9 protein-coding genes are annotated in these 15,194 nt (G+C 39.9%); 8 read left to right on the top strand and 1 reads right to left on the bottom strand.

The window, feature by feature from the left end:
* Positions 1-24 precede the first annotated feature (24 nt).
* The 8 genes from U859_RS0108675 to U859_RS0108640 all read left to right on the top strand — a co-directional run bounded on the left by U859_RS0108675 (position 25) and on the right by U859_RS0108640 (position 13,858).
* Positions 25-1,710 (top strand): DUF5008 domain-containing protein, encoded by a 1,686-nt coding sequence (locus tag U859_RS0108675; RefSeq protein ID WP_025143001.1) that lies wholly within the window; start codon positions 25-27, stop codon positions 1,708-1,710.
* A gap of 26 nt (positions 1,711-1,736) precedes the next feature.
* Positions 1,737-3,470, top strand: coding sequence for a DUF4983 domain-containing protein (locus U859_RS0108670; protein ID WP_025143000.1), 1,734 nt, complete (start codon positions 1,737-1,739; stop codon positions 3,468-3,470).
* Positions 3,471-3,487: 17 nt separating this feature from the next.
* Entirely contained in the window at positions 3,488-5,446 is a 1,959-nt protein-coding gene (locus tag U859_RS0108665; protein ID WP_025142999.1) for a M60 family metallopeptidase, read from the top strand.
* A 12-nt stretch (positions 5,447-5,458) separates the two neighbouring features.
* Complete coding sequence (locus tag U859_RS0108660) at positions 5,459-7,162, top strand: LamG-like jellyroll fold domain-containing protein (RefSeq protein WP_025142998.1); 1,704 nt, start codon at positions 5,459-5,461, stop codon at positions 7,160-7,162.
* A gap of 283 nt (positions 7,163-7,445) precedes the next feature.
* On the top strand, positions 7,446-10,610 hold the full coding sequence (locus U859_RS0108655) for a glycoside hydrolase family 2 TIM barrel-domain containing protein (protein ID WP_025142997.1): 3,165 nt from the start codon (positions 7,446-7,448) through the stop codon (positions 10,608-10,610).
* Positions 10,611-10,782: 172 nt separating this feature from the next.
* Positions 10,783-11,985, top strand: coding sequence for a glycoside hydrolase family 27 protein (locus tag U859_RS0108650; RefSeq protein WP_025142996.1), 1,203 nt, complete (start codon positions 10,783-10,785; stop codon positions 11,983-11,985).
* A gap of 30 nt (positions 11,986-12,015) precedes the next feature.
* A complete protein-coding gene (locus U859_RS0108645) occupies positions 12,016-13,524 on the top strand; it encodes a M60 family metallopeptidase (RefSeq protein WP_025142995.1) in 1,509 nt (502 codons plus the stop codon).
* 16 nt (positions 13,525-13,540) lie between these two features.
* Positions 13,541-13,858 carry a hypothetical protein gene (locus tag U859_RS0108640; protein ID WP_025142994.1) on the top strand — a complete coding sequence of 106 codons (318 nt, stop codon included), beginning with the start codon at positions 13,541-13,543 and terminating at the stop codon, positions 13,856-13,858.
* A gap of 354 nt (positions 13,859-14,212) precedes the next feature.
* Here U859_RS0108640 and U859_RS0108630 read toward each other — a convergent pair whose 3' ends face one another.
* Positions 14,213-15,088 (bottom strand): NAD(P)H-binding protein, encoded by an 876-nt coding sequence (locus U859_RS0108630; protein ID WP_025142993.1) that lies wholly within the window; start codon positions 15,086-15,088, stop codon positions 14,213-14,215.
* Positions 15,089-15,194 lie beyond the last annotated feature (106 nt).

Raw genomic sequence — 15,194 nt, 5'->3', positions numbered from 1 at the left:
TATCTCATCCATAAATTGAATAAAATGTTAACTAACATAAAATATAAATTTAAGCTGTTTTTGTTCGGGGCAATAGGCTTAATAACAGCTTTAGTTTCTTGCCAAAAGGAAAAGGGCCTCGGCGAAGATCCTTATGCCGGAGGTAAGAAACCATTGGATCTCACCTTTGTTTCCAAAACAATCGAACCAGATGTGGTAAATGCCGGAGATGTTTTAACAGTAAGGGTAAAAGGCCTGAGCAAATACATCAACGATTTTAAAGTATATGTAAACGAAATAGAAGCCGAAGTAGTTACTGCATCTACCAATGATAGTACCTTAACATTCAAAGTTCCTTTAACCGCCAGTACAGGCAGTATGTGGATTACTTCACAAGGGCAGAGCTTTTTCGGTCCGATTGTTAAAGTGGGAGGTAAAGTAAGTGTTGATGCCAGCTGGAAAGTGATTAATGGTGCAACAAATAGCAGCAACAATGGCTTTAGCCCAAGTACCATATTCGATATTGAGGCTTTACCTGGAGGTAACTATTTTCTGGGAGGTGCCTTTAATGATTTTGAATTAAATGGAACCGAAAAACTACCCATTGGTGGCATTGCGCAGATTTTAGGCAATGGAGCTTACTCCACCAGTGGCGTTAATTTTGGAAAAGGAGCAGGTGGTGCCGATAAATCAATCTATTCTATTACGCGCATCCCAACCGGATCGCAGGCTGGTAAATACATCATCGCTGGTAGTTTTACCAGTTTTAACTCTACCCGCATCAACCGTCAAACCTTAAACAATGTGGCCCGCTTAAATACCAATGGTACATTGGATAGTTTGATCCTCAGGGATGTAATTAATCCTAAACCTCAGGATACCTATAAAAATGGCGATACCGTTGCTGCCTTTAATGCTGGTGTTGATGGCTTTGTTAGAAAAACCTTTGTATTTAACGAACAAGTCTATATTGTAGGTAACTTTAATAACTACAAGCGCATGTATTTGCCAAATTCCAGTTACGATGAAAAAGTGTACGATTATACACGGATGCGTCAGATGGTGAGGGTAAATATGGATGGCACGATGGATTCGACCTTCCACTACAATAAATCTACCCGTCAAAGTGCAATAGGTGGCAATGGTATAATAACAGATGCTATGATGCAGAGTGATGGTAAATTAATCCTGGTGGGTACATTTAGTACATTTAATGGCACACAGGCCAATAGAATTGTAAGGTTAAACCTTGATGGTAGCGTAGATAACAGTTTTAATGCAGGTTCTGGTGCCAATAGTGATATTATTTCAATCAGCTATAACGCTAACACGAACAAAATTGTGGTAGGAGGCACTTTCACCAGTTTTAATGGTAAAGCGGCATCGGGTATTAACCTGTTAAATGCCGATGGCTCTAATGTAACAACCTTTACTGGCCAGCCCATTACCGGGGGCATTACCAATTTTGTGGGGCAGCTTAACAATGGGAAAATTATTGTAAGTGGATCTTTTAATAAATATGGCGATTACCTGCGTCAGGGTTTTATGGTGTTAGAAGCCAACGGGCAGCTGGCTGTAGGGTATAATAATACCGGTGGTTTTCAGGGGGCAATTTACGATATGGTAGAAACTACTATCGCTACGGGTTCGCAGGTGATTTTAGTGGGCGATATCCTTCGCTTTAACGGCACCTTACCACACAATATTATACGCCTAAATTTTGCCAATTGATCAGTATAGTTTCAAATATTAAAGAGATGAAAAAAGCATTAACATTAACAGCAACCCTTAAATGCCTGGGCTTAAGCCTGGTATTTGGGCTATTCCTTATGACCACCGGGTGTAATAAGGATTTTGAAAATACATTGCCACAAAATTTCAGAAACGATACACTAGGTTTAGGGGCCGGTAAAAAGGTGCTTTATATCGTTTTGGATGGCGTAACGGGTGCAGCAATAAAAGCACTGGCGCCCACCAATCTGGCTCAGATTAATGCCAAAGCCACCTACACTTACGAAGGTTTGGCTGATAATAAATATAACGTCATTACCAATGCCTCGGCCTGGACAACCATGTTAACCGGTTACGATTATACCAAACACAATGTAACCAGTGAAGATTTTTCGGGTTTAAACCTGCAAACTACACCCACGGTTTTCACGAGGATTAAAAGTTCGCTCAATAATGCCAGAACAGTTTCAATTGCATCAACAACCGTTTTTAATGATAAACTGGCTGGCGATGCCACTGTAAAACAGAATGTGGCTGACGATGCTGCTGTAAAAACCGGAGTAGTTACCGAGTTAACCACTAACAATCCATCAATGGTAGTGGCGCAGTTTCACAGTGCCGAAACGGCCGGAGCAGCTAATGGTTACACCGCTGCTACACCTGCTTATGCTGCCGCTATAAAAAGCATAGATGGTTACATCGGCGAAATACTAACTGCGCTAAAAGCAAGAAAAGGATATTCAGGAGAAAACTGGTTGGTGGTTATTGCTTCAAATAAAGGTGGTGGCCCATCTGGAGGTGCTCCAGGTACGAATATTTTTAACGATCCGTCACGAAATGCTTACATCGCTTTTTATAATCCCCGTTTTTCGTCGGTATTGATTTCACAGCCAGATCCCAATAGCTACCCATTCGTAGGTACAGGTCCACGTTTTATCGCGACAACCAATTCTAATGTTACTGCTATTCAAAATAATACCGCAATTGGCAATTTTGGTACCACAGGCGATTTTACTTTTATGTTCAAATTTAGGGATGATTATGGGCAGGCCAATTATTATCCGATGTTTTTGGCAAAAAGAAATGCTTTTAACTCCGTTTCATCTACCGGATGGGGCTTTCTGTTCGGTTCAAACTCTGCTCAGTTAGATTGGGGCGGAACTCCACGTCCGGGTTTTGGTATCGATATCCGTGATGGACGCTGGCACACTGTAGCCTTTACCATTGGCCTGTTAAACGGTGTAAGAACACTTACTTTATATGTTGATGGGCTAACCAGGTATTCAGGATCTATAAACGGAAGAAATATAGATAACAACATTCCACTTAGGTTAGGTGGTGACGTAGGTACCAATGGTGATACGCAAACCAATCTTTTAATCAGGGATGTAGCCTTGTTTAACGTAAGCATGTCTGCAACTGATGTAGCTGCAATTATGAGAACGCAGATTAAACCGAGTACGCCGTTTTATAACAATTTGCTAGGTTTCTGGCCAGGAAATGAAACAAGCGGAACCACAATGTTAGATCAATCGGGTAAAGGAAACAATTTTACTTACAGCAGTAACGTAACATTTGCTGGTTTTGAAGAAATTTCGCCAAACATCTCGCCTGATATTTCTCCTGCAGCATACCTTTCTGTACCTAATGGTGTCGATATTCCACTACTCATTTACAATTGGTTAAATATTGCTGTTTCTCCTCAATGGGGTTTAACAGGCAGGTTATATATCCCAACTGTATCATTACCGACTAATTAACTTTAAATATTGATAAAATGAAATTTAATCAATTAACTAAAATATTTGGCCTGTCTCTTTTAGTGGCATTTACTGCATGTAAAAAGTATGGCTATGAAGTTCCGGATGGTTATCCCGATGATTCGCAGAACGTAGCTGAAGGAACCATCGATACCAATATGAAACTGATCGATAAGTCGATGTACGCCAAAGCAAGGGTATTCCCTGGCCTGGTTGATCAAACAGAACCCAGGGTAAAAGATGCTCAGTTTACACTTAACCTTAACTTTACCGATCAAACTGCACAAAACTTAAGAATTTCAGAAGCACCATCACCACAATACAGTACAGGTTACTACGCTGCCCCGGGCGAGTTGATCAAACTTGTGGTTCCGGCAGGGGTTGATGGATTAACCGTACAGATTGGTGCTCATACCGATAACCTGGCTGGTAAATCCCCTTTACTTCGCGACCCCGTAATATATAACCGAAAAAAACTGGTTGCTGGTGTCAATTATATCCGTAACCTTTACGGTGGTCATATTTACATTTTGGCTACTTTCGCTTATGCTAACCCGGTTACTTTTACCATTACGGGTGCTGTAGTATCGCCCGATTTTATTTTGGGTCAAATCAGTGATGCCGATTGGGTGGCCAAAGTAAAGGCTTCGCAAGTGCCTTGGTTAGAATTGAGGGCAAAAAGCGTTATTTTTACCATTCCCAGGGATAAAGTAATGGCTACTTTTAATTCAAGCGAGCCTTTTACCAATCCAACAGCGGTATTTACCAGATGGAACGATGTTTTCGACCTCGATTATAATGCCTGGATGGGTTTATCAGATAATGCTGCCGATATTCGAGACCGTAGTCCTCAAAGTCAGTGGCGCGGCGTACTCGATATTCAGCTGAGTTTAGGTTATGGCCACTCAGGTTTTCCTTTTGTGGGCTTAAACGATTCTTATTGGTTTGCCAGTTTTACCAGTTTAAATTCAATCTCTACCAGTTCGGGCCAATGGGGTACCTATCATGAGTTTGGACACAACTGTCAACAGGCAAATGTGTGGAGCTGGAGTACTTTGGGCGAAACCACCAACAACCTGTTCAGCTTTAAAGTAGCCAATAGGATTGGTGCCAACTACAATATTCTACACCCGGCAGTTTCCAGTGGTTTTCCTAAAGCGATTGCTTATGCAAGTGGTACAGGAACTAAAAACTTTGATACAGATGCAGCAATGAATACCGTGGATGAAGCGCCTTTTATGAAAATGACGCCTTTCGTACAGATTTTTGAAAAGTATGGCTATGGCGCAATGACTTATTTATATACGCAGGCCCGCCATGCAGACCGTTTAAATACTAATGACATCACTAAGCACAATTTTGTATACGAAAAGCTCTCTGATTATACCAAAACCGACTTATCACCATTTTTCGGTGCATGGGGAATTTTGATCAGTGATGCAGTGGTAGCAAAAGTAAATGCCAAGTACCCATTGTTAAAAACGGCTTTATGGACTTATAATCCACTAAACAAAACTGGTGGTACCGGTACAATTACCTACAATACCACTGTAGTATCTGTAAGTTCTGTTCAATCTGGTGATGGTACAACTGCTGCCCTGGTTGATGGTGTTGTTTCTGCAGCATCTTACTGGCATTCAAACTATGGAACAGCAACCTCCACAAACACGTTGGGCTATCCCATCAATATTGTTCTAGGTACCGGATCACCTGTTCCTATAGCAGTTAAAGGGGTAACTTTTGCCCAAAGACAAAATAATAGCGGTGGTTATGTGAAAGATGTAGAAATATTTACCAGTACCGATAATGTGAATTATGTGAGTGTGGGCACCACCACTTTACCGCAAAATACTTCAGTTTATAATTTTAACTTCCCTGGAGGTAATGTGAGTGCCAAGTTTGTAAAAGTGGTAATTAAAAGCGGTGCCAATGCTACGTATGCCAACTTATCAGAGTGTAACCTTATTAAACCTTAAACTCTCACTATTATGAAAACAAACCATAAAATATATAATATACTGCTTTGTATTTGCGCAATAGGCCTCTTAACATATTCTGGCTGTAAAAAATACGCTAATCCACCAGCAATTTACGAAGACCTGAAACCACTCTCTGCCGGGCAGCGCAAAATTTTGGTCATCAGCATCGATGGGCTAACAGGTTCAGAATTGCAGACTGTTGCCCCAACCAATATTACAACCCTGCAGAAGAATGCTAAATATTCTTATAATACTTTAAAAACAGCTTCTGATGCAGCCGGATGGGTGTCGATGTTAACCGGTACCAGTTTTGTGAAACACCAGATCAGTACTGATAATTTTGAACGTGCAGCAGGTTCTGGTGTTGATGAACATGCCACCATTGTATCTTACCGTAACGTATTTGATTATATTACACAGTATAAATCGGTAAAAACAGCTTTCGTTACGCCATGGGCTAATTTGCGGAATTATATGAAAAATGCAGATTTTGCACCTGTTGTGGCAAATGATATAGCCGTTAAAGACAGTACGGTGAGCATTCTAAATAGCCAAACCAGTTTAGGTACCATATTTGTAAACTTTAGAGAAGTTGAAGCGGCTGGCGCTAATGGAGGTTATGTAGCTGCCAATGCCAACTATAAAAATGCCATTGTAAAGGCCGATGAATATGTTGGTAACATTTTAACCGCTTTAAAAGCAAGAAAAAATTATGCAAACGAAGATTGGTTGGTCATAGTAACCAGTAATCATGGTGGTAGCAGTGCAAACCCAACCAATGGCTTTACCTTGGTTTATAACCCTGCTTTTAAATCATTTGAGTTAAAAAAATCAGGTTTCAATCCAGTGCTTTTTAGTACCAATACCTCAAGGGCGGTTACACCAAACGATAATGGCCTCTATGATGTGGGCGATACCAAAAGTATTACCGTTCAAATGGAAACCAAATTCAATAGTACCAATGTATATTATCCAACATTTTTTGGTAAGAGTACAAATTTAAGCGGTAGTACCATTACCGGTTGGCAATGGGGGCATTATGGCGATCAATTTTCAGTTACCGTTGGAGGATCAGCAAATGGCGGTAGTGGGAAATTACAGGTAAATACAACAACAGCACCGGGAACCGATTGGCATACTTTAACCATGAGTATCAATACTACAGTGAATGCGCAAGGTGCAGCCACAGCCAGAACACTCAAATTATATATGGATGGAAATTTGGAAGCAACGAGTGATATCTTAGGAAGGAAAAGTTTAACAACAACCGAAGCACTAAGGGTAGGACATAGAACGGGTGACTCCGACACGCCAACACCGTTTTATGGGGCTAACCTTGCATTTTTTAACGTGGCCCTAAGCGACGCCGTTATAAAGGCAAATGTTGGCCTTAAAGACATTACTAAGCACCCTAATTATAACAATTTGGTAGGCTTTTGGCCAATGGATGAAGGAACAGAAGGCACGTTTTTCAATAAAGCCCCCATGGGTTACAATATGTCGCTTTCTGGGGTATATAGTTGGGCTAATTTAGGTAATGCTTATCCTCCGGGAACAACACCAGAGCCTGTAACATCATCATTATCTATTCCATCAACAGTAAGTGATGTATCTGCTTTAGCATTATATTGGATGAAGATTAATATCCTTCCTGATTTCGGTTTTGATGGTAAACCTTACCTGAAAAACTTCGAATTAGAATTTTTAAAATAGTAGTTAGTTTAGTTAGTGAAACCCTTGCCGCCAATTGGTGGCAAAGGGTTTTTTCTGTTTTAGGATGATAAATATATATTCTAAACTTCATTACAGCCCATAGAACTTAATTTTCTTGACGGCTTAATGGTAAAAAACTATAACTCAATTTTACCCATTTCATGCTAAGAAGTTAACTGCTCGGTAACATATTTAAAACTCAAACGTTTGCGCTAAAACATTTTCATCATTATCAGTTAATCATCAGTAATTTGGTTCCACAAGACCAATTTTAACACACAAAATGAAAAAAAAATTAACCATTTTATTTACACTATTATTTATTGCCGGACAGATCAGCGCGCAGGATCTGCCTTCCGAACTGCAAACACCAGAAGTAGTTTCGGTAAACCGTTTACCCATGCGCGCAACGGCCTTTGCTTTCGAAAATCAAGATTTAGCAACTAAAAGAGCGAAAGAAAAATCAGCCTATTTTTTATCCTTAAATGGTACCTGGAAATTTAACTGGGTAAAAGATCCCCGCAAGAGACCAACAGATTTTTATAAAGTAGATTTCGACGATAAAACCTGGGATAATTTTAAAGTTCCGGCCAATTGGGAAGTGAATGGCTACGGCTTACCTATTTACGTAAACCAGCCTTACGAGTTTGCCGGCCGACAGTTAACCGGGGCCAAAATGAACCCACCTTTCGATATCCCGGCAGATAATAACCCTGTTGGTTCTTACCGGAAAAAGATCAACATTCCGGCGAACTGGGACGGGAGACAAGTGTTTATTAGCTTAGGAGCTGTTAAATCGGCATTTTACATCTGGGTAAATGGCAAAAAGGTAGGCTATAGTGAAGATAGCAAGCTTGCTGCCGAATTCGATATCACAAAATTTGTTAAACCCGGCGAAAATACCATTGCACTTCAGGTTTACAGATGGAGCGATGGCAGTTATTTAGAATGCCAGGATATGTGGCGCATTTCGGGTATCGAACGTGAAGTTTATCTTTATTCTACCCCAAAACTCGATATCCGCGATTTCAAGGTGATAGGCAATCTCGATGCCACTTACAACAATGGATTGTTAAATGTAGATTTAGCTGTAGAAAATTATAGGATAGATCAGCGCACCAACCATAGCCGTCCCGATAGTTTTTATGTAGCGCTCGATCTGGTTGATGCCAAAGGAAACAAAGTTTGGAAAGATGAAACTACACTTCAAAAAGTGTTGGGTAATTATAAAACCAACCTTTCCTTTAAAACGGAGGTCAGCAATGTAAAAACCTGGTCGGCAGAAATACCTTATTTATATACCCTGTACATTACTTTAAAAGATAAAAACAATAAAATAATCGAAATAATCCCTCAACGTGTCGGTTTCCGTTCTGTTGAAATTAAAGGAAGCGATTTACTGGTTAATGGTAAGCGTGTATTTTTAAAAGGTGTAAACAGGCACGAGCATAACGCTACCCAGGGCCATACCTTAACCCATGCTGATATGGAAAAAGATATGGAAATGATGAAAAAGCTGAACGTAAATGCGGTTCGCCATTCTCATTATCCACCAGATCCTTATTGGATGGAACTTTGTGATGAATACGGTTTATACGTGATAGACGAAGCCAATATCGAATCGCATGGCCGTTATTACAGTTTAGAAACCACATTTGCCAACGATAAACAATGGAGAAATCCTCATCTTGAGCGCATTACCAGGATGTATGAGCGCGATAAAAATCATGCTTCCGTAATCACCTGGTCTTTAGGTAACGAAGCAGGTAATGGCGTTAACTTTTACGAAGCTTACCAATGGCTTAAAGCAAAAGATTTACGCCCGGTACAGTACGAAAGAGCGGAGAATGATTTTAATACAGATATGATCGTTCCACAATACCCATCGCCAAATTATTTGCCACGTTATTCGAAACAGGAAAAAGAAACCCGTCCGTTTATCATGAGCGAATACGCACACATTATGGGTAACAGTTTGGGTAATTTTAAAGAATACTGGGATGCCATCGAAAATAACCCGAAACTTCAGGGTGGTTTTGTTTGGGAGTGGATCGACCAGGCGATTGATACCGTTAAAAATGGTAAACGCATCATGGCTTATGGAGGGGATTTCCCTTTAAGCGGACCGGTTGATGAAAACTTCAGTGATAACGATTTCTGCGTAAAAGGTGTGGTAACTGCATACCGCGGCATGACGCCTATGGCTGTAGAACTGAAAAAAGTACATCAATATATTAAAACGACCTACAATGGTACTAACCAGATCAATGTAAACAACAGCTATTTCTTTAAAGATATTAGTAATGTACAACTTAATTGGGAACTGGTAGAAGATGGAAAAGTAATTCAGACCGGAGTAATTCCAGATCTTAATATTGCACCGCGACAAACGCAGCAATTAACCTTGCCATTTAAAACCAATTATGCTGCGGGCAAAGAATATTTTTTAAATGTTCGTTACCGCTTAAAAACGCCTGAGCCATTTTTAGAAAAAGGTTATGAAATTGCTTATGAGCAGATTGCTTTGGCTGGTACCCCTAAAGCCAATGCTTATGCTATAGGCAAAAAAGCCTTAAAAGTAGAACAAACAACCGATAGGGCAGTAGTTAAAGGAAGCGATTTTACCATTACTTTCGATTTAACCAAAGGGACATTAATCAGTTATTTATCAAAAGGACAAGAATTATTAGCGTCTGGGCCACAGCCGGGTTTTTACCGTGCACCTACCGATAATGATATTGGTGCGGGTTTAAATACCAGATTACGCATGTGGCGCAATGTGTATCAGGATAATGCTGCAGCCAATATAAAATCTACCATAAATTCGACAGCCGATGGTTTTACCTTAACCGTTAAGTCAGGTTTATTGAAAGGCGATGCCGAAACCACACAAGAATTTAATGTGCTTGCTGATGGAACGATCAAAGTAAGTAATCAATTTAAAGCCATAACCGGTAATTACAAAAGTTTAATGCGTATCGGTAATGATCTGCAGTTGAAAAACGATTTCAGCAATATCCAATGGTATGGCCGTGGTCCTGGAGAAAATTATATAGATCGTAAAACAGCTTCTTTAATCGGTACCTATAAATCAACGGTGGCAGATCAGTATTTTGCTTATGCCCGTCCGCAGGAAAGTGGCAATAAAACTGAAGTACGCTGGGTGGCCTTTACCAATAAAGCAGGTAAAGGTTTGCGTTTCGAATTTGCAGATCAGTTGTTAAGCTTTAACGCCCTGCCTTATGCGATCGAAGATCTCGATCCGGAAGCCGAGAAAAAGCAATATCACTCTGGTGAACTGGTAAAACGCAACCAGATTTATGTACACATGGATTTGCAGCAGTTGGGGGTTCAGGGAATTGATAGCTGGGGCTCAATGCCGCTGATCCAATACCAGATCCCTTTTAAAGATTACCAGTATAGTTATTATATCAAACCGATTAAATAACATAGATAGTTCGTCATTCCCAACCCGATAGCTATCGGGTTAATTGGGGATCTTAATGCTTTAGCTAGGTTTATATATTGCATTAGGATTCCCGCCTGCGCGGGATCCGATAGCTATCGGATGAGGACCGCTATTTTTTTAATCAAACGAACATTACCTAACCAAAAGTAAAATGAAATTTATCAAAATCTGCTTCAGCCTGTTGCTGTTTTCACAAATTGGCTTTGCTCAGGAAACTAAATTAGCCGCCACACCGCCAATGGGTTGGATGAGCTGGAACATCATGTCAGAAAATCCAAACGAAAAGGACATTAAAGAAATGGCCGATGCCATGGTTAGCAGCGGCATGGTGAAGGCAGGTTATCAGTATATCTTTTTAGACGATTGCTGGCAGGGTGGTCGTGATAATAAAAATAATATCATTGCCGATCCAAAGAAATTCCCTTCAGGTATTAAAGCTTTGGCCGATTACCTGCACAGTAAAGGTATGAAATTGGGGATCTACTCTGATGCCGCTCCTTTAACTTGTGGTGGTTATACCGCAAGTTTAAATTTCGAAGAGAAAGACGCTAAAACTTTTGCTTCCTGGGGCATCGATTATCTTAAATATGATTATTGTAATGCACCGGAGGATGTAGAAACAGCTAAAAAACGTTATGGTACAATGGCTCAGGCACTGCGCAAATCAGGTAGGGATATTGTTTTCGGTATTTGCGAATGGGGCCCGCGCGAACCCTGGAACTGGGGCGCACAGGTTGGTGGACAAAGCTGGCGTACCACTTACGATATCAGGGATAAATGGATGGATATTGAAGGCAAAGGCGGTGTGGGTATTTATAACGTGGTTGATAAAACAGCAGGATTGGCCAGTTTTTCTGGCCCGGGCAGGTGGAATGACGGAGATATGTTGGTAGCCGGTTTGCACGGTACAAAAGGCCCGTCGTCAGCCTTTAATGGCAATGGCTGTACAAAAGCCGAATACCAAAGCCAAATGAGTTTATACAGCATATTGAATTCGCCATTATATGCCAGCTGCGATATCCGTAAGATGGACGATGAAGCAAAAACTATTTTTACCAATGCAGAAGTAATTGCATTAAATCAGGATGGCTTAGGTAAACAAGCTGAAAGAAAAATTAAAACTGATATATGGGATGTTTTTGTGCGTCCATTGGCCAATGGCGATTTTGCAGTTGCGGTGTTAAATAAATCAGCATCTACACAAAATGCCAAAATAAGTTTTGCAGAGCTGGGCTTAGCCGATAAATACGAAATTAAAGATTTATGGCAGCATAAAATAATTGGTAAAAACAACAAATGGACCGGTGAGGTAACTGCTCACGAAACCAAAGTTTTTCGCTTGAAAAAAGTATAAACTTTACCATACCACAAACCAAACACACAAATGAAATCATTATTATCCCTTGCATTATTAGCAACTGGCTTAACCACCTTCGCTCAGGATGCAGCAAAAGATCCCGCAATGGTGATTATCTCGCCACAGCATACTCTTTCTAAAAACGATACCGTTTTCAGACGAGCCATTGCAAAATGGAGCGATCAAACTTTAAAAAGTACCGATTATAAAAACATTAAAGCACAGCCATCTGCCGATATTTTTCCTGGTGCTGTTAAAACAGGTTTTCAGTTTATTGCTAAAACCGTAACTATTGAACACAAAAAAATGGCCGATAGCCTGGTGTCAATTGTATCAACCTTGGGTTATTCTGGTTATGATAATGCGACCATGTACAGTACAGGTTTATATGCAAAAGCAGGCGAATATATTGAAATTGATGTACCTAAAAATGCTGATGTAAACGATCTTGAAGTTCAGATCGGTGCACACAGCGATCGGTTAAATTACTGGATTGCAGGTAAAGAAGATTGGCGCAGGATGCCGATTATTACCAAAAAGCAGAGATTAGCTGTCGGAAAAAATAGATTAACATCACCTTTTGGTGGCTTAATCTATATTGATATCAAACCAAAGGCCGACAGTAGAAAAATTGATTTCAAAATCAGTCATGCCGTAGCTGCACCACTTTTTGTATTGGGAAAAAGCACACAGGCCGATTGGGAATACCAATTAAAAAACAACAAGGCACCCTGGGGCGAAATGGCTACTGAAAATGTAATCCTGACTTTACCTGACAGTGTATTACAGACTATTAAAAAGCCCGAAGAAGTATTAAAACTGTGGGATTTAGTTGTGCTCGGGGAGTTGGATCTCGCCAATATGCCTGCGCCATTTTACAGGGCACAGCGCATGGTGCCTGATGAGCATATTGCCGGGGGCTACATGCACAGTGGCTATCCGATTATGATCCATCATTCCCCTACAAGAAAAATGCTTTCAAACGAAATTATGGCCAATCCTGAATTATTGATGAAACCAAGCAAAGGCGGTGCAAACTGGGGTTTCTTTCACGAAATTGGGCACAACAAGCAGAATTTAAACTGGGTTTTTGGAGGTACTACCGAGGTCAGTAATAATTTCTTTTCGCTTTATATGTTCGATCGTTTAATGGGTGGAAGAGACGATTCGCACGCTGCTGTTTCGAGTGCTAACACACAAAAAATGATGAAAAAATATTTTGCTGAGGGCGCCAGCTACGAAAAATGGAAAAATGATCCATTTCTGGGCTTGATCATGTTCCGCCAGATGCAGGAAGGTTTTGGTTGGGAAAGTTTTAAATCATTTTTTAAAGAATACCAAAAAATCGGTCCAGGTATTGGCAGTTTAAACGATCAGGAAAAACGCGATTTATGGGCGAAAACCTATTCTAATGTAGTGAAGCGTAACCTGGCGCCATTTTTTAATACCTGGGGAGTGGATATTAGCGGAAAAACCCAAAAAGAACTGGCAGGCCTTCCAGCATGGAAACCTTTTAATTTTCCACCAGTAAATTAACTCAAATCAATCAAAGATGGCAGTAAGCAGAAAAATTGCTTTAAAAACTGATGAGCATAGCGGTAATCAACTACATATTTACGAAGTTAACCCCATCATCTTTTACTCTGGCGAAGCAGACGAACTCAACATCGAACTTTTAGAATTCAATTATGGCGAATTGATCATTAAATCCCTGTCGACGGCCATTTTAAAAGTAAAGGAACTGTTTATGGAAGATGAAGAATTTAACATCAAATGGAAACAGAATGCCAAAGGTTTAAGGATTACTCTGCCTGATGGGTTAACCAATGATGAAACCCGAAAAAAATGTACTTTGAAAATTAAATTTTAACAAGACCTATGAGGTTTGATAAGCATGTTGCCCGAAAACCTCATAGGTCTTTTATTGCCTGTCAAACTTCGGAAATCTTCTAGTAAACCTCCGAGGTTTAATATGCTTATTGCTTAAAAACCTCATAAATCTTAATATACTGATGTAGCGTTTTCATTTTAACATCCGTTTAAGTTAAACTAACCAAACAATGAAACGGATGCTTTATACTTTAACCACCATTGTGCTGATTATAGGTTTAACCTGGGGCCATAAAGATGGCGATGAGCCCATGCAAAACGGAGAATGACAGAAATTTAATAACTGAATTCGATTAATGATATCTCTTGTTGATCATTATCATGTTCAGATTTATTATTTATGTTCTTTGTCTCGAAGGGCATTTTCAATGTATTCGGAAATACCCGTTTTTAATTCCACTAGCGTTGTTCCGTTATTTTCTGGATCGGTATCTCCATTTACCACTGTTTCGGTCATTTCAATAAAATTTTTTCTCGCATCGGGTGAAAAACCTATATTTTGTAGTGTAACATCCCAATTTTCTCTCGGAATCTGTTTTGCTTTTACGTCTTTCTTTAAAACCACCGAAAATGCTTTGGCAATATCGTCAGAACTTAACTTTTCAGGACCAACAATTTCATAAATTTTAGATTCATCATCTTTTACCAACACATCACCTATAAATGTGGCCACATCCATAGGTGAAATCATAGGGATGGTTAAATCAGTTGGATAAAAAGTTGGAAGTGTACCACTTTTTTTAACCTCTGGCAGTTGTGCCAACCAGTTGCTATAGTAATAGGCCGGCCGGACAAAAACCTGCGGAATATCAAGATCTTCAAAAGCGTGTTCGAGCATGTGCGACATTAACAAATTCCCCGTTCCTTTATCATATTGTGCACCAATAGATGATAAACCCACCACTTTTTTAATTGATGATTGCTGGATCGCTTTATGATAATTTTCGAGAATGGTTTTGGTTTCACCCAGTACATCTTTATTTTTACCGGTTTCGGGTGTTAAAACAAATAAGGTATCACCGCCTTGAAAAGCATCAATTAGTGAGTTTAAATCCATTGCATCAGCAACAGCTACCCCGGCTCCTTTTTTCTTAATTTCCGAAGTTTTTTCTGGGTTATGGATAATAGCTTTAACGGCTAGTTTTTTAGCCAATAAATGATCTACAATGGCTGACCCTACCTGACCAGATGCGCCTAAGATTACGTACATAACAATCAATTTTAGTTACGAGCGTTTTTTTAATCAACAAGTCATCAGAATTTTGGTTTCAGCTTTTTTGACTTTCTGTAAGTTCGCGGCTTATCAAAAGGCATCA

It is taken from the genome of Pedobacter jeongneungensis (genome assembly GCF_000633455.1).
GTDB classification, from domain to species: Bacteria; Bacteroidota; Bacteroidia; order Sphingobacteriales; family Sphingobacteriaceae; genus Pedobacter; species Pedobacter jeongneungensis_A.
Note: the sequence above shows the minus strand (reverse complement) of the source record. Positions and strands in the feature narration are given on the sequence as shown.

Coding starts and splice junctions, on each gene's coding strand:
- U859_RS0108675 (WP_025143001.1), top strand. CDS start 25: ATGTTAACTAACATAAAATATAAATTTAAGCTGTTTTTGTTCGGGGCA.
- U859_RS0108670 (WP_025143000.1), top strand. CDS start 1,737: ATGAAAAAAGCATTAACATTAACAGCAACCCTTAAATGCCTGGGCTTA.
- U859_RS0108665 (WP_025142999.1), top strand. CDS start 3,488: ATGAAATTTAATCAATTAACTAAAATATTTGGCCTGTCTCTTTTAGTG.
- U859_RS0108660 (WP_025142998.1), top strand. CDS start 5,459: ATGAAAACAAACCATAAAATATATAATATACTGCTTTGTATTTGCGCA.
- U859_RS0108655 (WP_025142997.1), top strand. CDS start 7,446: ATGAAAAAAAAATTAACCATTTTATTTACACTATTATTTATTGCCGGA.
- U859_RS0108650 (WP_025142996.1), top strand. CDS start 10,783: ATGAAATTTATCAAAATCTGCTTCAGCCTGTTGCTGTTTTCACAAATT.
- U859_RS0108645 (WP_025142995.1), top strand. CDS start 12,016: ATGAAATCATTATTATCCCTTGCATTATTAGCAACTGGCTTAACCACC.
- U859_RS0108640 (WP_025142994.1), top strand. CDS start 13,541: ATGGCAGTAAGCAGAAAAATTGCTTTAAAAACTGATGAGCATAGCGGT.
- U859_RS0108630 (WP_025142993.1), bottom strand. CDS start 15,088: ATGTACGTAATCTTAGGCGCATCTGGTCAGGTAGGGTCAGCCATTGTA.